Genomic DNA, 24,423 nt, shown 5'->3' with positions numbered 1-24,423 from the left:
AGGAAAAAACATGGTAGAAAAAAGGAAGATAAAAGCATTAGTCACCGGCGGAAGTGGCGACTTAGGCTCCGCAATCGCCACTCAGCTTGCAACCGATGGTTATGAAGTGTGGATTCATGCAAACTCGCAGTTATCAAAGGCCGAATTACTCGCTAAGAGTATTCAGAAGCAGGGTGGGATTGCCTATGCAATCTGTTTTGATCTGACTGATACTGTCGCGGTTGAACAGGCTATTGAAACAATTCTGGAGACGGGGCCAGTTCAAGTCATCATTAATAATGCCGGCATCCACGACGATGCGGTCATGGCCGGGATGACACATGAGCAGTGGCAAAAAGTGATTGCGGTCACTTTGGATGGGTTTTTTAACGTCACTCAGCCTTTATTGTTGCCTATGATTAGAACCCGTTGGGGACGAGTGATTAACATCGCATCGGTCGCCGGTATTATGGGCAATCGTGGACAGGCAAATTACGCTGCGGCAAAAGCCGGTTTGATTGGCGCGAGTAAATCGCTGGCACTAGAGTTAGCATCTCGTAAAATTACGGTAAATGTCGTGGCACCAGGTGTCATTGAAGGTGAGATGGCGAATTGTAGCTTTCCCCCTGAACGGCTTAAGCAGGTGGTGCCGATGCAAAGAGCAGGCAAACCTCAAGAAATCGCCGATTTAGTAAGCTTTTTAGCTTCAAGCAAGTCGAGTTATATCACTGGGCAAGTAATGTCTATTAATGGCGGCATGGTATAGATTGTTAATGTCGTATAATAAGTGTAAATCCAAGCTTTGATGGGCTTTGAAAATTCTAAATCTGTAAGGAAAAAATAATGCAAAAAAAATGGATATCTTTTTTAATGCTCGCCGTGGTTTCTTTTTTATTAACAGCTTGTGGCGTAAAACCCATACATGAAGTTGAGTCTAAGGTTGTTCCAAACAGTATCGAAAATTCAGACCAAGTTAAACAAGCGATTAAGCGTGCCGGTATGGGTTTAGGCTGGATAATTAAAGAGGTTGATGCAAGTACTTTAGAGGGAACATTATTTTTAAGAAGGCATGTGGCTAGAATTACAATTCCATATTCAAGTAGCCAATATAGTTTATTGTATAAATCGAGCGAACAGCTGGATTATGACGAAGAAGAAAAGACTATTCATAGTAATTATAATGGTTGGATAATGAATCTGGATCGTGCAATCCAAGTACAACTAATACACTAGTACGTTGAAAGTTAGTAAAGTTGCCTCAATAGACTGGGATGGTGTCTTGATGCTGTCCCTTTCAATGTTATGGGCGTTAGGTACGCTGGGTCTTATAATTGTCTGGTATGTTATGAAGGTATATCAAGTTGCTAAAACAGCTCAACCAACCTTCCAACATGAGATTTGGATTCTGTTTGGAAAACAACTTAATAAAAATCAGCCAGACACCGAATTTAAACAACGTTTAAACACGGTCATAGACTGGCTCCCTATCGAAAAACCTAAGTGTCTTATTCTGCAGGGCGGTATCATCTGCAAAAATACCCTCAGCGAAGCGCAAGCTGGACAAGCCTATTTATTCAATTCATCTAAGTTCATCAGCGCTTATCGCGATACAACCTCCTTGATTCTTGAAGACAGGTCTAAGAATACGTTACAGAACCTAAAGTACACCCGAGAATACCTGCAACAAACAAAGTTACCTCTAAACGTGACATTGATTTCTAATCGTTATCATTTACTACGTTGTTCGGTCATGGCTAAAAACATGGGGTTTTCAACGCGTTGTTTACCCGCTGAAAAAGAGTGGCATCTAAATTTGACGCAAGTTTATAAAATTTTATTAGAGGCCTTTTTTTTAAATTGGTACTGTACTGGACGATTTGTAAGTCAGCTTTTAAATAATGAAAAAATACTCCATAAAATTAGATAAATGGGATTGGTTGAATGAGTGTAAAGGATGTTTAATGAAAAATTTTGCAGTAGTAATTCCCGCCTACAATGAAACTCTGACAATTACACAGGTTGTGAGTGAGGCTTTAAAACAGACTTCGTTGGTGATTGTCGTGAATGATGCGTCAGAAGATGATACGGCTGAATTGGTGAGAAAAACGAATGCTATTTTAATGGATTTACCTGTTAATGGTGGTAAAGCTAAAGCGTTGCAAGCAGGGTTTGAAAGAGCGTTAAAGCTTGGAGTTGAAGCTATCGTGACCTTGGATGGCGATGCGCAGCATAGTCCTTTAGACATTCCCAAATTACTGGCTCATTATGAAAAAAATTCAAAAGATTTATGTATTGCATCCAGATTAAAGGATCGTCAAAATGCCCCCCGTTCAAGGCGTATTGCCAATAGTATTGCCGATTTTTGGGTAGGTTGGGCTGCAGGTCGACCTATTGCTGATAGCCAATCAGGTTTTCGTCTGTATCCAGCAAGTCTATTAAACAAGTTACATTTTCCATATGAGAATAAATCAGGGTTCGTTTTTGAAAGTGAAGTGCTTGTGGATGCCGCGCATTTAAACTACGGTTTTGCTTTTATTCCGATTGATACTGTTTATGCAGATAATCGACGCGCTAGCCACTTCAGAGCCGGATTTGATATTACTCAAATAACTTTTATGGTCGCCAAAAAATTATTCAAAAAAGGCATGAACCTACCAGGCCTGGTCAGATCGCTCACAAAAAATCCAAAAATTATTCAAGACTAGAGAAGTGAATGAATTTAAATCAAAACTATGACGTATTTATTATAGGCGGCGGGCCAGCAGGTTCTATTGCTGGTGCCAAACTTGTGCAATCTGGTTTTAAAGTAAAACTGGTTGAGAAAATGGTCTTTCCGCGTTTCGTGATCGGTGAATCATTACTCCCGAGATGCAACTTTCTATTGGATGAAGCGAATATGTTAGCGTGCATCCAACAGGCAAATTTTCAATACAAACCAGGCGTTGTCTTCCAAACAGATAGCGATTTAGAGGTTATTAATTTTGAGAATAACTTAGGGGAATCCTTTAATAGTTCATTTCAAGTAAAGCGCGAAACTTTTGACCATGAGCTTCTGTTGGATGCCCAAAGAAAAGGGGTCGTTGTGGAGTTTGAATCTGAAGTAATCGATTTTGATGCCCAAGATTGCATTATTACCGTAAGAACTAAGTCCGGAGAGGTACAACGATATCAACCCAAAAAAGTGATCGATGCGTCTGGTTATGGTCGTGTTTTACCGAGGTTATTAGGGTTGGAGAAACCTTCTGAACAAGCGATGCGTAAAGCCATCTTCTGTCGAGTAACTGGAGACGTACGCTCATTGGTAGACGGGAAAGATGGCTATATTTTTGTGGGTATTCATGATGATAATCAGGCCTGGTTGTGGAATATTCCTTTTAACGATGGCGTAACTTCGGTCGGTATTGTCTGTGATGAACAATACTTTAAAAGTTTTAATCTGACGGAATCTGAGTTTTTTGATTATATCATTCAAACAAACCTACCCGCGTCAAAGCGCTATGCACAGGCGACTAAAATTCAAGCTGTAGGTTGTATCAATGGGTACTCGGCAGCCGTTACCAAGCTATTTGATAAGAACTTTGTGTTAGTGGGTAATGCCTCAGAATTTTTGGATCCGGTCTTCAGTTCTGGGGTAACGTTAGCGCTAGAGTCGGGAGCGAAAGCGGCAGAGCTTACCATTAAGGAGCTAAATGGTCACTCTGTAGATTGGCAAATAGATTATGCCGATTACATGATGGTGGGCATTAATGTTTTTCGAGAATATGTTAACGCTTGGTATGATGGTCGTTTGCAATCGATTCTATTCTGTGACGACAAAGCAGAAAAAGTGTCACAATCAGTGGTCTCGGTTCTCAGTGGTTATGTTTGGAATCAAGAGAATGTTTTTGTGACGAATCCTAAGAAAATGGTAGATACCATCTATCGGTTTTCCATCATTGAATAACGTTGTATTGGTTCAGTTTCACTGTCGGTTTGGATTTTTCGCAAGCAGAAACGCTAAGCTGTAGACCCATAATACGCCGATTAAAACCGTTATACCAATCGCATTAAGCAGTGCGAGTTGGCTCATGCTCAATATGCTAAATGAGCCTAAAGTGGTTAAAAATGCGACTCGAATTGAGCGGCTCCATTCATGAGAGTTTTTGGTCTGTTGCGCACCTTCAAAAAATAACAGACTGTAATCAATACCGATGGCTGCGACAAGCATTAGGCTCATTAAGTGAAAAATACTTAACGATATATTGAGCAGTGCAAGCGTGGCTAAGGTTAACCCAATCGCCATGATGATAGGACTTAAAACAATGATCACTTGTCTAACACTACGGTATTTTAACCAAAGGCTAATTCCTAACATCAATAGGATAAAGCCTAATATTTGAAACAGTCCAAAGCGAATTTCTGTGATTTGCTTGGCAACCAATTTGCGCTGATTGAAATAGATAAGCCCTAAGTCGGCATGTTGTTGGACAAAATCCTCAATGACTTGATCCGAAACCACACCTGAAAGCGGAATGACCCCGACCATTTGATCTGAAAGTGATAGAACCAATTGGCTCGCTAATCGTGCTGAGGTTTCATTAGTCTCAATGAACTTAACATAAGTCATTAAAGGCAGTTTTCGACTGAGTTCCAAGCTGTTTATAAAAGGTTGAAAGTGTGTCGTTGTAAAGCGTGTAGCCTCTACAGCATGGCTCAGTGAAGTTAAAACCATTTTAGCATCAGGTAAGTTTTTCTGGCGTTTGGCTTGTAAACGTTGGCTAGGTAAACTCTGTGCAAGCAATTGAAATTGCTGAATCGCACCTGTCGTTTTCAGATGTTCTAATTCAGCCAGCAAAGCTTCTTCATGTTGTAAAAGAACTTCAATATTTTTAGCCGGTAAAAGCAGCTGTTTACCCACCTCTTGATACTGAAATAACGACCGTAGTTGTCTATCGGTTTGAATCAAACCCTTCGAGACTGGACTCAAGCTGGCGATATCATCCTGCCACTGAATAGGTTTTAAAAACAGAATCGCTGCAATAATGACCAGGCCTGGTAGAAGGTAACCTACAAAATAAAGACTTGGAGTTTGATTGATCATGCTTTTAGCGGGTGGTTCGCTAGATGTTATGTCATCTATTTTATAGTGAGACGCGAGGAAAGGTTTGAGAGCTCGAGTAATGAATAACGCGGTGAGCAACCCGCTCGAAGCAAAGATGGCCATCTGTTGCAAACCTTCAATATTTATCCACCACAGCATTAAAAATCCAAATGCACTGGTCAGCGCGCCAAGGCGAATAGTCGGCCATATTTGCTGGACGACTGAAAGTTTTCTAGATTGGTAGGCTGAAATGGTATGGATTGGGTAATCTATTGCCACCCCTAATAGAATTGCTCCGAGTGCCAAGGTGATTAATTGCATACTGCCAAAAAGGCTAATTGTGCTGAGTATGCCAACTGAAAAGGCCCCAAGAAGCGGTAAGCTACTGAATAAAATGAGTTTTGGAGAGCGAAATGCAATAAAAAGCGCTAAAAATACCATGCCCAGTGCGATGCTGGTAATCCAGTTCACCCCTTTTCTAATCTGCTGTTCTGCTTGCAACGCTACCCAGTCGGCGCCAGACAGTTGGAAATTATTCTTACCTAATGAACGTTCTAATTGTTTATAAAGATTGGCCAGCACCTTAGGCTGTTTTTCGGTTTCAATCAAGAGTAATGCTTTTGTGGATTGGGGGCTGACCCAAACACCGTTCTCTTTGACTAATTGCTGAATAGGTTTGAGTTTGTTTTGATAAAGAGCCCATTGAAATGTAGGGTCGTCTAGCAACCAATGTTTGTCTAGCACAAAGCCTAATTGATACTCTTGCCATCTTTGCTGAATGTGTGCACTCAATTGTGCAGATTCAAACGAAGTCATTAGATAACGGTAAGCATACAGCTTAGGCGTTGGTGATTGTTGTAACGGGCTTTGGTAAGGCTCAGCCCCATTTAATACTTGCTTGACACCCTTCAGTGTTAATAATTGGGATTGTACTGTGTGACTGATGTCATAAAGTGTTTGTTTAGGTTGATTCGTTTTAACAGCAAGCATTAACCAGCTCGTTTTTTGAGTAGGTGTCAGACGGTTTTTTAAGTATTGGGCCTCAATACTTTGCTGGTTTGGAAAAAACTGGGTGATGTCATTTTGAAAGGGTGATTTATTGAAAAAAGCGACGAGGCTTGCCCAGGCAATAATACCGATAAAAATCCAGATTAAAGAAGAAAAAATGATTTGACGATTTGTCATTTTCATTTGACTTCAATTGTCTTGACCGCAATGGGTTGCAATGTAATTTTACGCCAATCCCCTGACGTTTTAGTGAGTAGAATCGATTGTATCTCAGTCTGTGAACCTATGATTTGAATTGCTTGTATATGCTTTTTAAGCTGGTTGGTTGGCGTTAAACTAAGCTGCCAAACCTGGTTTTCTGATGCCTTAAATGCTAACTCAAAGTTTTTTTGCAAGAGCGCTAAGTTACCATTGAGTAGATTTAAAAAAGTTTGCGAAAATAGAGCAACTTCAGGAAAGCCTTCTACGGGAAGTTCTAGCGTTCGGTCTGGAAAATTGAACTTAATCAGTGTAGGGGTAAACGTGATGGTGCCTGCTATTGGCTTTTCATAACGTTGCTCTAGCAAATTGGGCGATTGATAATACATCTCGCCAGATTGAGTTTGTGAAATCTCTAATAAGGGATCAAATTGTTCTTCAATGAAGCTTTTATGCTCAGTCTGTACTTGGTTTAAGGCCTTAAACAATTCAGAGAGTTTAATTTCTTGAGAAAATGCTGTCAACGGTAAGCATAAGTTTGTCAAAAAAATAATTTTAAATGCTACTTGCTTAAGTCTCATGAGAAGACGTTATCCAATAAGTATAAAAATTAAACCAGTTATATGGGGAGTTTTTGCATTGTAGAGCCAAGTGATCCGCGAATTTTTGGGCAAGTATTTGTGGTGTATCTGTTTTGCTCAGCTCAATTTGAAAATACTCAACACGATAGCGATTGCCCCCGAGATACTGGGAAAAGAAAAAATTGATTGGATAGGGAAAACGCAAAATCATCTCAAAAATACCTTCAGGTAGAGGGATTTGGTCACCTAGGAAATTCACCAGGAGCGTTTTGCTCCCGCCAATAGGCCTATCCGCAAGCAAGGCAATAGAGGTTCCTTTCTTTAAGTTTTCGTAAATTTCAAAAGTGGTTTCTAATCCCTTATATGGAATAACACCTTCATAGAATTCGGGGTTAAGTTCTTTCAAAAGACTCACTATGGTCGGATTGTGATCGAGTTTGATAACAGGTTTTATTTCATAATGTTTGTTCATAGCCTGAGTTTTTAAAGCCTCCACACTGCCATAATGACCACTTAAAAAGAACTGGCCGGGATGCTCATTAAAAGAGTCAATGACTTCCTGACGGTGCGCAAATGAAAGATCAAAGTAACTATGTTGGTTCGTGAGGAAATAGACTCGATCCAACAATACAGCTGAGAACCAGTAGAAGTGTTTATAAACATGCCAAATTTTGGGTGGGTACGAGAGTACTTTTGAAAGATAATGGTATGAGGCGTGTCTTTTTTCAGTTGCAATCAGAAGGAAGAATAGCACAATGGGATGAAGGAGCAATCTAACAGACCAACGCGGTAGTTTTAATGCAATTTTAATGATTAATTTTAACCAAAAGGCATTCGACATCTCGGTTTCTTGTTGCCAGTTTTCAGCCATGTGTTTAGCCTTTATTCACTACTGTTAGTTTTAACTTTCCCGTCGCAACTCGGCTCTGGTTCTTGGTATTGATTAACTGAAATAGGGTGCTATGGTGACTTTCGAGTCTACTCGAATCCACTGAAAGTTCAAGCAATTCTTCAGGCAAGACTGGCTGTAGAAACTTGACCTGATTGAGTTCAACTATCTCCCATTCTGAGAAATGTTTTTTTACGATTTTTTCTACGAATTCCAGTAAGACTACACCGGGTACAATCGGTCGACCTGGGAAGTGTCCTGGTAAACAAGGATGTTGAGCAGGTATTTTAAAAGAATCAATTGATTGCATGTATTCCATAAGCTTTGAAGGCTTGTCTCAACTAGGGCGTTTACAAAGTAATTTATTATACAATATTTTGCCGACTTCACTTCTGGGAAGTGCTTTCACGTAGGTAATCGGGCGTGGCAGAAATGCGGGATCAAGTAACTTTCTAAGCTCGCGCAAAATATCTGATGGAGTCAGCGATGTAGTTACGAATAGTCTGAGACGTTCTGTGGATGGATCTTGAATGAAAACCCCCTCTGTAATCCCCGAAATTGACAGCAAATGGGTGTTCAATTCTGTTAAAGAAGCTCTTTTTCCGGCCACTTTAATTAAGTCACTATCGCGTTTACCAAGTTTAAAATGGTGTTCATCTAAGAGTTCTATTTGATCACTTAATACCTGGGAGTCCTCTAAACAAGAGGTTTTTACCGCATAGCGTTCATTGGTAAGGCGCTCAAAAGTAACCGATGTGTAGGTTTGCCAAACTTCCGTAACCGTCGTCTGTCGTGATGCAATCGAGGCGGTTTCGGTACTGCCATAAACTTCAAATAATGATGCTTTAAATTCACTTTCAAGTTGTTCAGCCAGCGTCTTGGATAAGGGGGCGGTCGCTGATAAAAGGCGGTTCAAGTGGGCTGGCCACTTAAGCTTAAATGCAAGTAGCTTTGTGAGATGTAAAGGTGTCGATACCAAGAAAGCGGGTTCAATTGAATTATTTGAAAGTGCCGAAATGACATCTTCGGCAAAAATGGGTCGTTCATACCACAGGCTTGCTTTGGAGAAAAAAGGCCAAAATAGGGTCGTTTCTAAACCAAACATATGCTGATTTGGTACCGTTGCGACGATATAACAAGGCAACATGAGCTGGAACCTGTCAATGGCTAATGATGCTGAATAAATCATGTGCTGCCAGGTTTTAATAATTTTTTTGGGTTTACCTGTAGAGCCTGATGTATACAGCCAGATTTCACTTTTTTTAATGGCTTCAAACGTTACGGTCATCCTTTGCTGATCAAAAGGCAAAGGGTTCTTTTTAACAGCATGAAAGATTTCGTCAATGAGTTTAGAAGTAATTTGAGGCTGGCTGTGTAACCCCTTAGGCAGATCATCCCCTAAAACAGACAATTCTGGCATGTCATTCTTTAATTTTTCTAAGGTTGCTTCGGCTAAATTAGGCGGTAAAATGACCTGCCCTTTTTGCATTGCTGTAGCAAGTAAACCAACCAAAAAATAATCTCTTTGTTCAAATAATAACAGTGCAGAGTATTTCATATTCGAATGGATGCTTAAAGCTGTTTGACTAAGTTGCTCTGCAGCCAGAAAGACTTCCCAGCGGGTTAAGCTTTGATCGGGAGCCTCGCGGTAAATGAAAGGAGTTGACTGCCAAAGTCGTTGGAGTTCTGTCGGACTTTGGCTGTTCAGTAAAAATGAAAGCATCTCTTAAAGCTTAGTTTTGTTTATTTGCTTGAACAAAGGCCGTTAAGGATGCAATGGAACCAAATATTTCATTGATATTGACATCACTTGACTTAATTTTAACGCCATATTTCTTACTCAACTCTAAAGATATTTCTAGAGCATCAATTGAATCTAGTCCTAACCCATTTGTAAATAGAGCATCTTCAGGGTCGATTTCATCCGCTTGGATATCTTCAAGGTTAACAGCTTCAATAATCAGCTGGGCCATTTCTAGTTGTTCTGGGGTTAGCATAGAGTTGGATCCTTTATATCGCCATTGAGCATGTGTTTTAAAGTGCGGTATTATACTAATTAATAATCATAGAGAGTGATAAATGATTAAAGTTATTTCTGGGCTATCAGGGCTTCTTCAAGACAGTTTGTGTGCATAAGGATAAAACAAACCGTCGTTGTAAAAGAGGAACACTAGATTCAATGATGATTACAGTGTATGCATTTTTCTTAAGATATTGATAAGGCTCAGGTTTTACTTTTATTCATGTATCTCATAATAGAAAGGCTATGGACGTACACAATAACTTAAAAATTGAAAAAAGACCGGGCGTATAGCGACCGTTTAACGAAAATACAATTGAGTGGTTTTTTTATATTGATTCAGAACACTATTAGATAGGTTTGGTGTTTATAGGTATTATGTATTGGGAGCAAGGGGCTCGTATATTTAGAGTAGTATGATAAGGTTTGGAGCTGATTTTCAAGGGATAAATTGGTACGACTGAGTGGATTCGAACCACCGACCCCTACCATGTCAAGGTAGTGCTCTAACCAACTGAGCTACAGTCGTACAATATAAAGATTTTTAAGCTATTGCTTAGATGGTACCAGTGGGCGGACTCGAACCGCCACGCTCTCACGAGCAACGGATTTTGAATCCGTCATGTCTACCAATTCCATCACACTGGCACTATAAAGATAGTGGCGCGAATTATAGGAGGTTGAAAGAACTCTGTCAACCACTTCCGTAGATTTTAACGGTCTTCGTCATACAGTTGGTATGGCTGGTATGGTATTTGCATAGGCTATTTACTTATCGGCAAATAAAAAATGTCACATTGACCTTTCTATCAGCTTGATTGATACTTTGTGATTAGAATAACTTATAGCTTTGTGAGCGACCGTGAAAAAGATGAGTCTTATATGGAAAGAGTAATGCACCCTGTGTCTGTTCAAACACATTACTTAAAAGCACTGCTTTGGGCCTTTGTTTTGATTGTGCCTTTCGCATTCATAGAACTACACCTCGTGCAAAATACTTTTCATATGAGTTATTGGATCGTGCCGCTGCTTGTGATGTTCTTGCTGGCTGGTCTGTGGGGTCGAATCACTCAGACTAATGCAACACAAAAACGTGAAAGCGTTCTCTTTAAAGCGGTTGTAGATTTCTCATCAGAGTTTACCTATCTACAAACGGTTGAGGGTGAGTATGAATACGTTTCACCTGCCGTGCAAAGGATTACGGGGTACTCGCCAGAAGATTTTTATCAAACCCCCAACTTTATGGATGCGATTATTTGTGCTGAAGATCGTGCTCGATGGGCGTCGCATATTCATAAAGTGAATGAGGATGGTAGCCCAGAGAAAATTGAATTTTGCATTAGAACCAAATTAGACGAAATTCGTTGGTTGGAGCATATGTGTGGTCCTATTTACAGCTCTGCAGGTGAAGTTGTCGGTGTAAGGTCTATTAATGTTGATATTACTGAACGGAAGTTAGCTTCTGAAAAAATTGAGCGTTTAGGATTTTATGACCCATTAACTGATTTGCCTAATCGCCGTTTTATTCATGATTACATGACGAATTTAATCGAAACAGATAAGCTCTCAGGAAATAAAAGGTCCTTTTCTGTCTTTTTTATTGATTTGAATCGCTTTAAATATGTAAATGATGCCTATGGTCATTCAGTGGGAGATGCTTTACTTAAAGAAGTGGCTAGGCGTTTTAAAAACAGCTGTCTAGTGAGTCAAAAGGGCGTTGTTTCCCGCTTTGGCGGTGATGAGTTTGTTTTGGTCAATAAACTTTCAGTGGACACGGAATTGATTCAAGAGTGTGTCACAAAAATGAATCAGTTGTTAGAAGCGCCATTTCGAATAAATAGTCATAGTTTGAGTATTGGGGCGACAGCAGGAGTGGCTGTTTATCCGCAAGATGGTGGAACACCAGAAGAATTGATTCAGCATGCTGATGCGGCAATGTATAAGGCTAAAAGTCAGGGTTTAAATATGGCTTTCTTTTCTCAGGAGATGGCGGAACATGCGACGGAAATGGTTGATTTACAAAATCGGCTGCGCGGAGCTTTGTCTCGGGGGTTAATTCAGCCTTATTATCAACCTTTAGTCGATCTAAAAACCGGTAAAACGATTGGCGTGGAAGTCTTAGCGCGCTGGATTACTGATGATGGTTCTTTGGCGCCATCACCTTCAGTTTTTATTCCTATTTCGGAAGAAACGGGCTTGATTTGGGCTTTGAGTGAGTCGATGATTTCTCAAGCAGGAAAACACATTGTGCAGTGGCAGGACAGTGGTATCGATATTAAGTATTCTGTGAATGTTTCAGCCCGCCAGTTTTCAGATGAAAATTTTTGTGACCATGCGATTGCACAATTTGAAACGATGGGTATTTGCCCTAAATCCGTGCAGATTGAGTTAACCGAAAGTATTCTATTGGACAATGTTGAACGGAGTTTAGAGAAAATTCAACAGTTAAAGTCTCAAGGTTTTACGATTGCGCTAGATGATTTTGGTACAGGATTTGCATCACTACACTACCTGACGCTTTTTCCTTTAGATACACTAAAGGTGGATCGTGCATTTGTCATAAATATTATCGAAGATAAACGTCAATTTTCGATCGCGAAAGCCATTATTAATTTAGCGCATGATTTGGATCTAATTGTTGTGGCAGAAGGCATTGAGACAGAAGAACAACGTAAAGTGTTATTTGATTTAGGTTGTGATATTGGTCAGGGTTATCTCTTTAGTCGCCCAATTCCCCCTGGTCAATTAACAAAATTGTTGGCAACCTAGTCTTTAATCACTATAAAAGCTATTTGACTGGACGCTGATCTATTCGATCCCTGCTTGATTTGCATTCAAGTTGTTAATAACAGCTTGAAAATAAAGGCACAATCAGCGAAAATAGCCGCCCTTTATCGAAATGGACAAGGATTGGCTTTGTACAATCTGACAAAGCCTGTGAAACGACAAGATTTCTTTTTTGACCTCCCTGAAAACCTTATTGCTCAGCAGCCTACTGCCGAGAGACGTGGTAGTCGCTTATTAGTGATGCAGCCTGATAGCAGCATCATCGATGCACAATTCCCTGATTTACTCTCTTATGTTCAACCGCATGATTTATTAGTGTTCAACAATACTAAAGTGATTCCTGCACGCTTGTTTGGTGAGAAAAGCACAGGAGGTAAAATTGAATTGTTGATTGAGCGGGTTGTGGATGATAAGACGCTATTAAGTCACCTAAAATCAAGCCGTTCTCCCAAAGCGGGCGCGTTATTGCGCATCGAGGATGCTTTTGATGTCGAAGTAGTAGGGCGACAAGGTGCTCTGTTTGTACTGAAGGTGCGCTGTGATAAAAGTGCTTTAGAGTTGATTGAACGCTATGGTCATATGCCTTTACCACCTTATATTGAACGTCCTGAAGATCTACCAGAAGATAAAGAACGTTATCAAACGGTCTATTCACAAAAGCCAGGAGCAGTTGCTGCACCAACCGCGGGCTTACATTTTGATCAAGAGTTGTTAGATGGAATTCAGGCAAAGGGTGCTGAGATTGGTTTTGTGACCTTGCATGTTGGTGCAGGTACTTTTAAACCTGTGCAGGTTGATGATATTCGTGAGCATGTGATGCACTCTGAATACTTGGAAGTCGATGAGCAGTTGGTCGAGAAAGTGCGCCACACTCGCCAGAAGGGGGGGCGAGTGATTGCCATTGGCACGACTTCTGTGCGTTGTTTGGAAAGTGCTGCTAAATTTAGTTCAACCGGACAAATCGCACCTTATCAAGGTGAAACGGATATTTTCATTACTCCGGGTTATGTTTTTAAGGAAGTGGATGTCCTCTTCACCAACTTTCACCTCCCTGAGTCCACTTTAATTATGTTGGTTTCGGCTTTAGCCGGTTATGAACGTACCATGGCAGCTTATCAACATGCGGTTAATCAGTCTTATCGTTTTTTCAGCTATGGCGATGCAATGTTAGTATTTCCTGCGTCCTCTAAATATAATTAGATCAAAATCAGATGTGAGTGCTTTCACTCAATAGCGCCACACCCCAATTAAATAAAAAGTAGAAAAACATGGAATTTGAATTAGATAATACTGATGGACGGGCTCGAAGAGGGCGTTTAAAGTTTGGTCGAGGTGTCGTAGAAACCCCCGCATTTATGCCGGTGGGTACTTACGGTTCTGTGAAGGGCATGACGCCCGAAGAGGTTGAAGCGACTGGCGCACAAATCATTCTAGGTAATACATTCCATTTATCGCTGCGACCCGGCACCGATATTATTGACCTGCATGGTGATTTGCATGATTTTATGCATTGGAAAGGCCCTATATTGACAGATTCTGGCGGGTTTCAGGTTTTTAGTTTAGGCAAAATGCGCAAAATTAAAGAAGAGGGAGTGACCTTTAATAGCCCAGTTAATGGTGCAAAAATCTTTATGGGGCCGGAAGAATCTATGGAAGTTCAGCGGAAACTGGGTGCAGATATCGTCATGATCTTCGATGAGTGCACGCCCTATCCAGCGACGCATGATGAAGCAAAGTTTTCTATGGAACTTTCCATGCGCTGGGCAGAACGCTCTAAAGTAGCTCATGGAGATAGCCCCGCAGCCCTGTTTGGCATTGTGCAGGGGGGAATGTATGAAGACCTGCGTAAAGAATCGATTGAAGGTTTAAAAGCGATTGGTTTTGATGGTTATGCCATCGGTGGGCTGTCAGTAGGCGAGCCAAAAGATGAGATGATGGGCACTTTAGATTTTACCGAGCCGCACATGCCAAAAGATAAGCCACGTTATTTAATGGGGGTCGGTAAGCCAGAAGATTTAGTCGAAGCAGTGCGTCGTGGTATCGATATGTTTGACTGTGTGATGCCAACTCGTAATGCACGTAATGGCTTTTTATTCTCGCGCCAGGGTGTCGTTAAACTGCGGAATGCCAAGCATAAGATAAGCTTGGAGGCGATTGATAAAGAGTGTCGTTGTTATACTTGTCAAAACTATACCTTGTCTTATCTGCATCACTTAGACAAGTGTCGCGAGATTCAAGGTGCACGCCTGAATACCATTCACAATCTGCATTACTATCAGGATCTCATGCAGGGGATGCGAGATGCCATCGCTAATCACGCATTAGAGGCCTTCGTCGAAGACTTTTATGCAGGAATTGGTCGTCCGGTACCTGAATTAAACGATTTAATTTAAGGCTTAAAAAAGTGACCAGGCCTGGTCATTTAGTTGAGATTTTTTATTTTAGCTGTGACACAATACAGCGGTCAATTTATTTATAAATTCTAGGAGTACGTAATGAGCTTTTTTATCAGTGATGCAATGGCAGAAGGAACTGCGTCAGTAGGCGGCGGTTGGGAAGGGATTATCCCATTAGTTTTATTATTTGTCGTATTCTACTTCTTGTTGATTCGTCCACAACAGAAAAAAGTTAAAGAGCACAAATCTCTGGTTGAAGCGCTTAAAAAAGGTGACGAAGTTGTCACTTACGGTGGATTAGCTGGAAAGATTCGTGAAATGGGTGATAACTTCTGCGATATCGAAATTGCCGATGAAGTGATTGTTAAGATAGAACGTCAAAACATTTCACGCTTACTGCCTAAAGGCACGTTGAAAGGCGAATAAAATCGTTAATACATACAAAAGGGGCTTAAGGCCCCTTTTGTTGTTTCTAAGGGCGAATTTTTAAGCTCTAACGGCCCTTGGAAAACGCTCAAAAGACCTTATAACAAATTCTTGTAAAGCAAGTTTTTTAACCTTCTAGCCCTGTTGTTTAAGATTGGAATCGAACCTATGTTTGAATCAAAACAAAATATCATCACCAATGTCTATCCGGCATGGAAATACCTGTTGTTGGTCGTCATTACCGTCATTGGATTGACCTATGCAATGCCAAACCTATTTGGAGACGATCCAGCCGTACAAGTCTCACCCGCTAAATCTGTAGAGTTCACTGCAGAGACACAAAGCAAAGTCGCCAATACATTGCAAGCCGCAGGCCTGCCAGTGAAATCTTCTGTGTTTGAAGCGGGTCATTTTCTGATTCGATTCGAAAATACTGAAGATCAACTTAAAGCAAAGTCGGTACTCAAGGATTTGTTAGGCCGACAGGCCGTGGTGGCACTCAACTTAGCTCCCGCAACACCTCATTTCCTGAGAAATTTAGGTGCCTCACCTATGTATCTGGGTTTGGATCTGCGTGGAGGGGTTCACTTCTTAATGGACGTGGATATGGAAACAGCCGTATCTAAAGCTTATGCTCGTTATGTTGATGAAATTAAAGGCACCTTAAGAGAAGAGAAAGTACGATATCTGACTGTAGACGTCGAGGGTGAGGCAAAAAATAAAGCGTTGGCTGTTAAATTTAAAGATTTACCAACAATGCAAGCTGGCCTGGCCGTATTGAACGCGAGCTATTCTGATCGTTTTAAGTTTAAAACAGTTGAGGAAACCGCTAGCCCACAGGTATTGTTGAGCTTGTCACCAAAAACCATTGCTGAGACGCAAAAGTACGCTTTACAGCAGAATATCAATACCTTACGTAATCGTGTGAATGAGCTAGGCGTTGCTGAGCCAGTGATTCAACAACAAGGCGATCGCCGTATTGTGGTGGAGTTGCCTGGCGTACAGGATACAGCGCGTGCTAAAGAGATTTTAGGGGCAACTGCAACGCTTGAATTCCGATTGGTGGAAGAGAAGGGTGATCCCTACCGTGCAGAAAAAACGGGTTATGCACCGAACGGTTCAATCATTTATCACTTTAGAGACGGTAAACCGATTCTCTTAAAGCGCCACACAATTGTGAGTGGAGAAAATGTGGTCAATGCCTCTTCAGGGATTGATTCACAACAGGGCTCTTCTATGGTCAATGTGACGTTAGATGGTGCCGGTGGTCGTAAAATGCTGGCGACGACTAAAGAAAATGTTGGCAACCGCATGGCGGTGGTTTTCATTGAGAATCGTGTTGAAACCATTGAAGAAAATGGTGTTAAAGTTAAAAACCGCATTACCAATAAAGATGTGATTAATGCGGCAGTCATTCGTGGACAGTTCGCTGACCGCTTCCAAATTACGGGCTTAGATTCACCCCAAGAAGCACAAGATTTAGCTTTATTGCTGCGTGCTGGAGCTTTAGCCGCGCCAATGGAAATCGTTGAAGAACGTACTGTTGGACCCAGTTTAGGTCAAGACAATATCAATCAAGGGTTTATGTCGGTGATTGTTGGTTTCGTTTTGGTTCTCATTTTGATGGCTTGGCGCTATAAAATGTTTGGCATGGTGGCGAACGTCGCTTTAACACTGAATTTGATCATTATTATTGCGGTTTTATCAATGTTACAAGCAACGCTTACATTGCCCGGTATTGCGGGGATTGTCTTGACAGTAGGTATGGCAGTAGATGCCAACGTACTCATTTTTGAACGTATTCGAGAAGAGATGCGGACCAGTCCAATTCAGTCTGCGATTCATGCTGGTTATGAAAAAGCCTTTGTGACAATTGCCGATGCCAATATTACAACGTTGTTAGCGGCTATTGTCTTATTTAGTTTTGGAACAGGCCCTATTAAAGGCTTTGCGATTACCTTGTCTATCGGGATTATTACCTCGATGTTTACTGCCATCTTAGGAACACGTGCCGTCATCAACCTGATGTATGGTAACAAACGTATTCAAAAGCTCTCAATTTAGGACGATGACATGAGTAACGAAATGCATACAACCAATATCAATTTCATGGGTCAGCGTCATATCGCGCTGGCATTATCTATCGTGCTAATTATCGCTTCCTTTGCTGGGTTATGGCTTAAAGGCTTAAATTTTGGTATTGATTTTACTGGCGGAACATTGATTGAGTTATCGTATCCTCAGCCTGTTGATCTCCCTAAATTAAGAACGGATTTGTCAGAAGCTGGCTTTGGCTCGGCGATTGCACAACATTTTGGTTCAGCTGAAGATGTGCTTATTCGTATTGCACCACGTGAGGGGTTAAATTCAGCACAGTTAAGTAATCAAGTAATGGATTCGCTTAAAGCAGTGAGTGAGGATGACATTACTTTACGCCGTGTTGAGTTTGTCGGACCTCAAGTGGGTGATGAGCTTACAGAAGATGGCGCTCTAGCCGTTTTATATGCACTTTTTGGCGTGTTAATCTACGTCGCGTTACGTTTTGAGTGGCGTTTTTCGGTGGGTTCCGTCACGGCATTGATTCACGATGTGATCTTGACTGTTGGTGTGTTCGCTTGGACGGGCATGCAGTTTGATCTAACCGTATTGGCAGCCATTTTGGCCGTTATCGGGTACTCATTAAACGATACGATTGTTGTATTTGACCGAGTTCGCGAAAACTTTAGAGTCATGCGCGATGGTTCGCCTGTACAGGTGACCAATATTGCGGTCAACCAAATGCTGTCGCGTACGATAATGACCTCTTTAACGACCTTATTGGTGTTACTGGCCCTGTTTTTTCTAGGGGGCGAAGTGATTCACGGTTTTGCAGCGGCGTTGATAGTCGGTGTAGTGGTTGGAACCTATTCATCAACCTATGTTGCTAGTGCGGTAGCTTTAATGTTGGGTGTTTCTAAAGAGGACCTAATGTCAGCACCCAAAGAAGAGAAGGATTCGGAAGCGGCTGAGCTAGAGTTGCAACGTCTATTTCATGAGCATGAAGCCAGGTTGGAAGCTAAGGCAGCCACTAAAGGTAAACGTTTAGATGATGAGGATGCGGAAGGCATCCCAAGATAATTAACCAGGCCTGGTCATTCTATGCGTTGACCGCCTTTTGAAGCCAGATAGAGGATTATCTGGCTTTTTTAGTTTTAAAAGATTACCGATAAGGACTATTTAGTGATATTTAGCCAACTCATCGACTACTGAAAATAAGAAGAAAATAATGTCCTTAATGTTAGAAACCAGCAAACGTAGAACCTTTGCAATTATCTCGCATCCAGATGCCGGTAAGACGACCGTCACTGAGAAGCTATTGTTATATGGTGGTGCGATTCAGATGGCCGGTGCGGTTAAAAGTCGTAAGACGGATCGTGGCGCGACATCCGATTGGATGAAAATGGAACAAGAGCGTGGTATCTCGATTGCCTCCTCTGTCATGCAGTTTCCCTATAAAGATGTCATGATCAACCTGTTGGATACTCCGGGACATGAGGATTTCTCTGAAGACACTTATCGCACTCTAACGGCGGTGGATTCGGCCTTAATGGTCATCGATGTTGCGAAAGGGGTTGAAGACAGAACCGTTAAATTAATGGAAGTTTGTCGTTTGCGTACCACGCCGATTTTGACCTTTATCAATAAATTGGATAGAGAAGGCCGTGAACCGATTGATCTATTAGATGAAGTAGAAGACGTTTTAAAAATTAATTGTGCACCTATGACATGGCCAATAGGGATGGGCAAACGTTTTAAAGGAATTTACCATCTCTACGATGATACTATCCGTCTGTTTGGAGCATCTGATGGGTTGCGTGCAGGTCAAGGTGAGCTTATTGAAGGTCTCGATAATCCACTCCTAAGCGAGTTGCTTGGAGATCAAGCTGACGAATTGCGTGAAGAGGTTGAATTGGTGCGTGGTGCCAGTCATGAGTTTGATTTGGACGCTTTTTTGGCGGGTACGTTAACCCCCGTTTTCTTCGGTTCAGCGGTCAATAACTTTGGCTTGCAAGAGTTGCTAGATGGCTTTGCGAACTATGCTCCACCCCCAATGGGTCGTCAATCTGAAACACGTTTTGTAAAGGCCGATGAAACTAAGGTCACTGGTTTTATCTTTAAAATTCAAGCAAATATGGATCCAGCACATCGAGACCGTGTGGCATTTATGCGTATTGTTTCCGGCCGATATGAGAAGGGTATGAAATTCAAACATGTACGGATTGGCAAAGACGTTAAGATTGCCAAGGCGATTACGTTTCTTGCAAATAAACGTGAACATGCAGAAGAGGCCTACCCTGGCGATATCATTGGTTTGCATAATCATGGTACGATTAAGATTGGGGATACGTTTACTCAGGGCGAAGACCTTAAATTTACAGGTATTCCAAATTTTGCACCCGAACTTTTCCGTCGAGCTCGTTTGAAAGATCCAATGAAGATGAAGGCCTTACAAAAAGGGTTGACTCAGTTATCAGAAGAAGGGGCTACCCAGTTATTCCGTCCGGTCAATAACAATGATTTGATTCTAGGTGCGGTGGGTATTCTTCAGTTTGAAGTGGTTGCACAGCGTCTAATGGATGAGTATAACGTCACCTGTTTATTTGAACCGGTTAACGTTAATACGGCTCGTTGGGTGGTGGGTGATAAGACTGAAATTGATAAATTTACCGCGAAGGTACGTGAGAACGTGGCTTATGATGCGGCTAATTTGTTAGTGTATATAGCTCCGACTCGGGTGAACCTCTCTTTGATCGAAGAGCGTTGGCCGAATCTGCAGTTTGTCGCCACTAGAGAACATTAGTCTTAAGGTTATCTCGTTCTCTTTTAGATACAAAAAAGCCACTCAATGAGTGGCTTTTTTGTATCTGGACTGTCGGGTAGATTTAACCCCGGCCTGGTCAACGATAAACTTTATACCCTAAGGGGTTAGCTTTCGCTGATTAAGAAGGTCACTCGGCGGTTTTCACGTTTGCCTTCAGTGGTTGCATTGCTAGCAATTGGGCGATCTTCACCGTAACCATAGGTCTGGATACGGTTACTAGAAATGCCATTGTTCATTAAGTGAAAAGAAACATTTTTAGCTCGTCTTTCAGACAGTTGTTGGTTGTAGCTTTGTGTGCCATCCGAATCGGTATGTCCCTCAATATGTACGCGCGTATTTGGGTGTTTTCTTAGGGTGTTTATAATAGGCTGTAAGCGCGTTAATTCATAGGGTTCTAGGTCTGCTGAACCAGAACGGAAGTTGACGTTTTTGACGCTGACTTGAACATACTCTTTCCCACCGATTTTGACGGCCTCTACATCCGTATTAGGATCCTTAGCTGTTTCAGTATTGACTTCGTTAAACACTTGGCGTGCTGTGTAACCCGCTAGCGCACCTATGGCAACTTTTCCTGCATTGTTATCCATGCCTAATGAATTTGCGGCAATCATTCCACCAATAGCACCCAGGGCTGTGACGACATTTTTATCAGTTTCTCTTGTTTCTGAGGTTGATGAACAACCAGCCGCAAGTGAAAGTGTGGTTGCAATAGCAACTGACCCTAATAATTTTTTGTTGATGATATTCATATGACTCTCCAGGTTTAAAGGATGACAGTATTTAAGTTTTAATGACCACACAATATAGTCTTTGGTAATGGCTGTAAAGCGCCAGTTTAGCAGGTCGTTGCAATAACGATTAATCATTTATGACTAAATAATAGTGACTGTTGTCGTTTAATACAAGCAGAATATTGTTATATCCACATTACTGAAAGTGTTTTCAATCATCTTAGAAGGGACTGACTTAATAGGTGTTCCACTCTAAGAAGTCTACTCAGAGCTAATTAGGGGTGTTTGATGGTGTTAAACAAGTTACAACAAAACGACCGTCGCTAATCCTAAGAAGACAAAGAATCCCAAAGAGTCCGTAACGGTAGTGAGCATGAGGCCAGAAGCGAGTGCAGGGTCAATTTTCATACGCTGAAGTAACAATGGAATCATGGCGCCCGCAAACGCCGCTGCAAATAGGTTAATCATCATTGCCGTTGCAAAAATGGCACTAAGTGCCCAGTCTTGAAACCAAAGCTGAACACCTATGGCGGTCAGCACAGCCCAAATTAGACCGTTTAATAAGCCAACAGTGGTTTCTTTGATTAGCAGAGAACGGCTGTTTCTTTTGGCTAATTTTCCCGTAGCTAAAGCACGAATGACAATTGTGGAGGTTTGTGTTCCAGCAATGCCTCCCATACTGGCGATGATTGGCATAAGTACGGCAAGTGCGACAAGCTTTTCAATGGATGCATCAAATAAGCCGATAACAAGGGATGCAAACACCGCGGTGAGTAAGTTGATTCCAAGCCAAAAAGTTCGACGTCGGGCGGAACGACTTGCAGGTGCAAATATATCATCATCTTCATCTAGACCAGCACGGGCCATTTGGTCATGTTCAGCTTCTTCACGAATGAGATCGACTACATCATCAATGGTAATGCGGCCTAATATTTTGTCATTCTCATCGACAACGGCAGCTGAGATCAAATCGTTTTTTTCAAATGAGTGGGCTACATATTTAGCCGGTAGGTGTGCTCGCATGACTGGTGTTTTGGTGTCAAGTACATCTTGAACGAGCATATCTTCATCATGCACTAATAAACTGGTCAGTTTTAGGGTGCCAACATAATGATCATTACGGTCTCGAACAAAAAGTTCAGCTGTGGAAGAAGGAAGTTCCCCCAGCTTTCTAAGATACCGCAGTACCACGTCTAGTGTAATGTCTGCACGAATGGAGACGAAGTCTGTACTCATTAAGCCACCAGCCGTGTCTTCGGGGTAGGCTAAAGCTGTTTCAACAGCCGCTCTATCATTTTGATCCAGAGAGGCAAGTAAAGCCTTTTGACCTGGAGCATCCAAAGATTGCATGATGTCGGCAATATCATCCGTTTCAAGATCTTCTGCAATAGAGGCAATTTCATGGGATTGCAAAGTTTGAAGTAAGCGGGCCCTTACTTCATCATTGGTATGGGAGAGTATTTCACCTTGCTGTTCAGAATTAAGGCTTTGCCAAATGATTCCACGTTCTTTTGGAGGTGTAGATTCCAGGAGTTCGGCGATTTCTTCGGCAACAAGTAAGGAAAGCAGTGCTAAAATTTGTTTGGTGTGTCGCCCTTCAACGGCTTCAAGTAGCTGACCTGTCAGCGTGCCTTTATCAATTTCAGTCTCAGTTTTTGCCATGGTTATGCCTTTACTCAGCGTCGAATTACTTTGAGACCTTTGCACAATATTATACATGGGCGATGTGCCGCTTGAAGGTATAAAAATGGTTAAAATATCACTGCTATGCGCTTAGACAATGTGTCAGTCGACAACCGTTTAATTCACTTTCAGCGTTAAACAGTGAAATTCGAGCTCATTTTTCTATTACCCCTAACCCGTGCAAAGATGTCAATAAGTTAGTTTGATCTTAAATTGCTATTCGGGGTTGTGGGTATTGTATCAGGAGAAAAGCATTAGATGATAAATGAGTAGGTCGTTTTGCTTCTAACGAGAGAATATTTTTTAGTGTGAGCAGTAGATCCATTTCTCAAATCCAGATACTAAAACGCCTTATTCATTGTAAACGAGGTTTGGTACTATCGTTTAAAACGGATAAGGCGATTAATGACTGAACGAGGTGCTATGCTTCCTCTTCAACAACCATGTTTTTAACACCACCAGATTTTTTATGGTGGTCATTCACTTTTTCTTTATGTTTGATAATTTGACGATCTAGCTTATCAATCAGTCCATCTATAGATGAATACATATCTACTGTTTCATTCTGAGCGAATAAATCTGCTCCCGAGACATGTACTGTTGCTTCGGCTTTTTGAACTTGTTTTTCAACTGTTAAGATAACGTGAACATTGGTGACGTGGTCAAAGTGACGTTTAAGTTTAGTCATTTTCTCGGATACATAAGCACGAAGTGGCTCAGTTACATCGATATGGTGACCGGTAATATTAATTTGCATAGTGATCGCTCCTTTAGTGGTTTTATTGTGCGATGTGAATGATTTTTGCGAGGAATATTAAGGCTTATCCGCTCAATAATTCACGAGTTAAAAACCGTTCGAATTTTCAGTATACCACCCTAATAAAAAAATGGCAGTCTTGATTTTTGATGAAAAATGCTAGTGAATAATCACTCGACATTGATTGATGTATTGAAAATAATTTCTAGAATTTAGATGGAGAAATTAAAACAAAGAATGCACTTTAAACCACTAAGAAACAGAGTAAATGACTATTGATATGGTTTTGTAGAGTTTAGATTACTTAAAATCATGACCAAGATACACTCGTTTTACCTCAGGATTTGCCAAAATTTCGTCAGGCGTGCCAGCTGCTAGAATTGTGCCTGCATGCAATATGTAGGCATGGTCGCAAACGCCAAGAATTTCACGGACATTATGGTCGGTGATTAAGACTCCAATACCTTTGTCTTTGAGGTGAAGAATGATGCTTTGAATGTCTTTAACCGAGATGGGATCAACCCCTGCAAAAGGTTCATCCAGTAAAATGAAACGCGGTTCCATTGCGAGTGCTCGAGCAATTTCAACACGGCGACGTTCTCCACCTGAGAGCGCCTGGCCTGGTTGCTCTAAAATATGCCCAATTTGAAGATCATCGATTAAGTTCTCAAAAATGATATTTCGTTGATCTTTTGAAAGTTCTGGGCGCATCTCCAGGATGGCCATAATATTTTCAGTCACATTGAGTTTGCGAAATACCGAGGCTTCTTGCGGCAAATAACCGATGCCTAGTTTTGCACGTTTGTGAATGGGCAGTCGACTAATCTCTTGATCATCTAAAAAAAGTAGGCCTTTATCGTTGTCAACTAGACCGGTCATCATATAAAAAGTCGTTGTTTTTCCGGCCCCGTTGGGGCCCAATAAACCCACTACCTGACCACTGTAAACATCAATATCAACAGAGGCAACTACTTGTCTTTTCTTATAGCTTTTTGCCAACCCACGTGCATAAAAGTGTGACATTAAT

At 41.4% G+C, this 24,423-nt stretch carries 22 protein-coding genes and 2 tRNA genes; 12 read left to right on the top strand and 12 right to left on the bottom strand.

Translation table 11 applies throughout. From position 1 onward, the window contains the following. Positions 1–10 precede the first annotated feature (10 nt). The 5 genes from fabG to F612_RS0106325 all read left to right on the top strand — a co-directional run bounded on the left by fabG (position 11) and on the right by F612_RS0106325 (position 3,922). Positions 11–745: a 3-oxoacyl-ACP reductase FabG gene (fabG, locus tag F612_RS0106345; protein ID WP_019556920.1), complete on the top strand. Its 735-nt coding sequence runs from the start codon at positions 11–13 to the stop codon at positions 743–745. 77 nt (positions 746–822) lie between these two features. Next, on the top strand, positions 823–1,212 hold the full coding sequence (locus F612_RS0106340; RefSeq protein ID WP_019556919.1) for an LptM family lipoprotein: 390 nt from the start codon (positions 823–825) through the stop codon (positions 1,210–1,212). Between the two features lie 112 nt (positions 1,213–1,324). After that, positions 1,325–1,906: a YdcF family protein gene (locus tag F612_RS0106335; protein ID WP_157760466.1), complete on the top strand. Its 582-nt coding sequence runs from the start codon at positions 1,325–1,327 to the stop codon at positions 1,904–1,906. Positions 1,907–1,940: 34 nt separating this feature from the next. Continuing rightward, entirely contained in the window at positions 1,941–2,684 is a 744-nt protein-coding gene (locus F612_RS0106330; RefSeq protein WP_019556917.1) for a glycosyltransferase family 2 protein, read from the top strand. An 8-nt stretch (positions 2,685–2,692) separates the two neighbouring features. Further along, positions 2,693–3,922 (top strand): NAD(P)/FAD-dependent oxidoreductase, encoded by a 1,230-nt coding sequence (locus tag F612_RS0106325; protein ID WP_019556916.1) that lies wholly within the window; start codon positions 2,693–2,695, stop codon positions 3,920–3,922. Between the two features lie 18 nt (positions 3,923–3,940). On the opposite strand, the gene F612_RS0106320 is transcribed toward F612_RS0106325, so the two are convergent. The 8 genes from F612_RS0106320 to F612_RS0106285 all read right to left on the bottom strand — a co-directional run bounded on the left by F612_RS0106320 (position 3,941) and on the right by F612_RS0106285 (position 10,403). Continuing rightward, a complete protein-coding gene (locus F612_RS0106320; RefSeq protein WP_019556915.1) occupies positions 3,941–6,250 on the bottom strand; it encodes an MMPL family transporter in 2,310 nt (769 codons plus the stop codon). Next, on the bottom strand, positions 6,247–6,846 hold the full coding sequence (locus tag F612_RS0106315; RefSeq protein ID WP_019556914.1) for a LolA family protein: 600 nt from the start codon (positions 6,844–6,846) through the stop codon (positions 6,247–6,249). The genes F612_RS0106320 and F612_RS0106315 overlap by 4 nt, the downstream gene beginning before the upstream one ends. Beyond that, positions 6,836–7,717: an LpxL/LpxP family acyltransferase gene (locus F612_RS0106310; RefSeq protein ID WP_019556913.1), complete on the bottom strand. Its 882-nt coding sequence runs from the start codon at positions 7,715–7,717 to the stop codon at positions 6,836–6,838. Before F612_RS0106310 ends, F612_RS0106315 begins: the two co-directional genes overlap by 11 nt. A gap of 4 nt (positions 7,718–7,721) precedes the next feature. Beyond that, complete coding sequence (locus tag F612_RS0106305; RefSeq protein WP_019556912.1) at positions 7,722–8,045, bottom strand: hypothetical protein; 324 nt, start codon at positions 8,043–8,045, stop codon at positions 7,722–7,724. Positions 8,046–8,072: 27 nt separating this feature from the next. Further along, positions 8,073–9,458, bottom strand: a complete 1,386-nt coding sequence (locus tag F612_RS12315) for an AMP-binding protein (RefSeq protein WP_019556911.1) — start codon at positions 9,456–9,458, stop codon at positions 8,073–8,075. A 10-nt stretch (positions 9,459–9,468) separates the two neighbouring features. Continuing rightward, a complete protein-coding gene (locus F612_RS0106295; RefSeq protein WP_019556910.1) occupies positions 9,469–9,732 on the bottom strand; it encodes a phosphopantetheine-binding protein in 264 nt (87 codons plus the stop codon). A 475-nt stretch (positions 9,733–10,207) separates the two neighbouring features. Next, positions 10,208–10,284 (bottom strand) — tRNA-Val (locus F612_RS0106290). A 32-nt stretch (positions 10,285–10,316) separates the two neighbouring features. Then, a tRNA-Leu gene (locus F612_RS0106285) sits at positions 10,317–10,403 on the bottom strand. 234 nt (positions 10,404–10,637) lie between these two features. Here F612_RS0106285 and F612_RS12310 point away from each other — a divergent pair. The 7 genes from F612_RS12310 to F612_RS0106250 all read left to right on the top strand — a co-directional run bounded on the left by F612_RS12310 (position 10,638) and on the right by F612_RS0106250 (position 20,204). Beyond that, the gene (locus tag F612_RS12310) at positions 10,638–12,524 is read left to right on the top strand and encodes a putative bifunctional diguanylate cyclase/phosphodiesterase (RefSeq protein WP_083917302.1); all 1,887 of its coding nucleotides are present in this window, start codon (positions 10,638–10,640) and stop codon (positions 12,522–12,524) included. A 168-nt stretch (positions 12,525–12,692) separates the two neighbouring features. After that, the gene (gene queA / locus F612_RS0106275) at positions 12,693–13,742 is read left to right on the top strand and encodes a tRNA preQ1(34) S-adenosylmethionine ribosyltransferase-isomerase QueA (protein WP_026329663.1); all 1,050 of its coding nucleotides are present in this window, start codon (positions 12,693–12,695) and stop codon (positions 13,740–13,742) included. A gap of 68 nt (positions 13,743–13,810) precedes the next feature. Next, the gene (gene tgt, locus F612_RS0106270; RefSeq protein WP_019556907.1) at positions 13,811–14,935 is read left to right on the top strand and encodes a tRNA guanosine(34) transglycosylase Tgt; all 1,125 of its coding nucleotides are present in this window, start codon (positions 13,811–13,813) and stop codon (positions 14,933–14,935) included. 102 nt (positions 14,936–15,037) lie between these two features. Continuing rightward, positions 15,038–15,364: a preprotein translocase subunit YajC gene (gene yajC, locus F612_RS0106265; RefSeq protein ID WP_019556906.1), complete on the top strand. Its 327-nt coding sequence runs from the start codon at positions 15,038–15,040 to the stop codon at positions 15,362–15,364. Between the two features lie 168 nt (positions 15,365–15,532). Then, a complete protein-coding gene (gene secD / locus F612_RS0106260; protein WP_019556905.1) occupies positions 15,533–17,428 on the top strand; it encodes a protein translocase subunit SecD in 1,896 nt (631 codons plus the stop codon). Positions 17,429–17,437: 9 nt separating this feature from the next. Next, a complete protein-coding gene (gene secF, locus F612_RS0106255; RefSeq protein WP_019556904.1) occupies positions 17,438–18,481 on the top strand; it encodes a protein translocase subunit SecF in 1,044 nt (347 codons plus the stop codon). 148 nt (positions 18,482–18,629) lie between these two features. Next, positions 18,630–20,204 (top strand): peptide chain release factor 3, encoded by a 1,575-nt coding sequence (locus tag F612_RS0106250; protein ID WP_019556903.1) that lies wholly within the window; start codon positions 18,630–18,632, stop codon positions 20,202–20,204. Positions 20,205–20,329: 125 nt separating this feature from the next. Here F612_RS0106250 and F612_RS12305 read toward each other — a convergent pair whose 3' ends face one another. From F612_RS12305 to lptB, 4 genes are all read right to left on the bottom strand, one after another. Further along, positions 20,330–20,974 carry an OmpA family protein gene (locus tag F612_RS12305; RefSeq protein ID WP_019556902.1) on the bottom strand — a complete coding sequence of 215 codons (645 nt, stop codon included), beginning with the start codon at positions 20,972–20,974 and terminating at the stop codon, positions 20,330–20,332. 285 nt (positions 20,975–21,259) lie between these two features. Further along, positions 21,260–22,618 (bottom strand): magnesium transporter, encoded by a 1,359-nt coding sequence (gene mgtE / locus F612_RS0106240; protein WP_019556901.1) that lies wholly within the window; start codon positions 22,616–22,618, stop codon positions 21,260–21,262. Between the two features lie 442 nt (positions 22,619–23,060). Beyond that, a complete protein-coding gene (hpf, locus tag F612_RS0106235; protein ID WP_019556900.1) occupies positions 23,061–23,396 on the bottom strand; it encodes a ribosome hibernation-promoting factor, HPF/YfiA family in 336 nt (111 codons plus the stop codon). 300 nt (positions 23,397–23,696) lie between these two features. Next, the gene (gene lptB, locus F612_RS0106230) at positions 23,697–24,419 is read right to left on the bottom strand and encodes an LPS export ABC transporter ATP-binding protein (RefSeq protein ID WP_019556899.1); all 723 of its coding nucleotides are present in this window, start codon (positions 24,417–24,419) and stop codon (positions 23,697–23,699) included. Between the last annotated feature and the right edge of the window lie 4 nt (positions 24,420–24,423).

Origin of the sequence: Thiomicrorhabdus arctica DSM 13458, assembly GCF_000381085.1 — a bacterium.
Lineage (GTDB): Bacteria > Pseudomonadota > Gammaproteobacteria > Thiomicrospirales > Thiomicrospiraceae > Thiomicrorhabdus > Thiomicrorhabdus arctica.
Note: the sequence above shows the minus strand (reverse complement) of the source record. Positions and strands in the feature narration are given on the sequence as shown.

Excerpts from the sequence above, each read along its gene's own strand:
- F612_RS12315 (WP_019556911.1), bottom strand. The coding sequence starts at position 9,458 with ATGCTTTCATTTTTACTGAACAGCCAAAGTCCGACAGAACTCCAACGA.
- F612_RS0106295 (WP_019556910.1), bottom strand. The coding sequence starts at position 9,732 with ATGCTAACCCCAGAACAACTAGAAATGGCCCAGCTGATTATTGAAGCT.
- F612_RS12305 (WP_019556902.1), bottom strand. The coding sequence starts at position 20,974 with ATGAATATCATCAACAAAAAATTATTAGGGTCAGTTGCTATTGCAACC.
- fabG (WP_019556920.1), top strand. The coding sequence starts at position 11 with ATGGTAGAAAAAAGGAAGATAAAAGCATTAGTCACCGGCGGAAGTGGC.
- mgtE (WP_019556901.1), bottom strand. The coding sequence starts at position 22,618 with ATGGCAAAAACTGAGACTGAAATTGATAAAGGCACGCTGACAGGTCAG.
- F612_RS0106305 (WP_019556912.1), bottom strand. The coding sequence starts at position 8,045 with ATGCAATCAATTGATTCTTTTAAAATACCTGCTCAACATCCTTGTTTA.
- F612_RS12310 (WP_083917302.1), top strand. The coding sequence starts at position 10,638 with ATGGAAAGAGTAATGCACCCTGTGTCTGTTCAAACACATTACTTAAAA.
- F612_RS0106250 (WP_019556903.1), top strand. The coding sequence starts at position 18,630 with ATGTCCTTAATGTTAGAAACCAGCAAACGTAGAACCTTTGCAATTATC.
- hpf (WP_019556900.1), bottom strand. The coding sequence starts at position 23,396 with ATGCAAATTAATATTACCGGTCACCATATCGATGTAACTGAGCCACTT.
- F612_RS0106335 (WP_157760466.1), top strand. The coding sequence starts at position 1,325 with ATGAAGGTATATCAAGTTGCTAAAACAGCTCAACCAACCTTCCAACAT.
- tgt (WP_019556907.1), top strand. The coding sequence starts at position 13,811 with ATGGAATTTGAATTAGATAATACTGATGGACGGGCTCGAAGAGGGCGT.
- F612_RS0106330 (WP_019556917.1), top strand. The coding sequence starts at position 1,941 with ATGAAAAATTTTGCAGTAGTAATTCCCGCCTACAATGAAACTCTGACA.
- lptB (WP_019556899.1), bottom strand. The coding sequence starts at position 24,419 with ATGTCACACTTTTATGCACGTGGGTTGGCAAAAAGCTATAAGAAAAGA.
- F612_RS0106315 (WP_019556914.1), bottom strand. The coding sequence starts at position 6,846 with ATGAGACTTAAGCAAGTAGCATTTAAAATTATTTTTTTGACAAACTTA.
- yajC (WP_019556906.1), top strand. The coding sequence starts at position 15,038 with ATGAGCTTTTTTATCAGTGATGCAATGGCAGAAGGAACTGCGTCAGTA.
- F612_RS0106325 (WP_019556916.1), top strand. The coding sequence starts at position 2,693 with ATGAATTTAAATCAAAACTATGACGTATTTATTATAGGCGGCGGGCCA.
- F612_RS0106320 (WP_019556915.1), bottom strand. The coding sequence starts at position 6,250 with ATGAAAATGACAAATCGTCAAATCATTTTTTCTTCTTTAATCTGGATT.
- secD (WP_019556905.1), top strand. The coding sequence starts at position 15,533 with ATGTTTGAATCAAAACAAAATATCATCACCAATGTCTATCCGGCATGG.
- F612_RS0106340 (WP_019556919.1), top strand. The coding sequence starts at position 823 with ATGCAAAAAAAATGGATATCTTTTTTAATGCTCGCCGTGGTTTCTTTT.
- secF (WP_019556904.1), top strand. The coding sequence starts at position 17,438 with ATGAGTAACGAAATGCATACAACCAATATCAATTTCATGGGTCAGCGT.
- F612_RS0106310 (WP_019556913.1), bottom strand. The coding sequence starts at position 7,717 with ATGGCTGAAAACTGGCAACAAGAAACCGAGATGTCGAATGCCTTTTGG.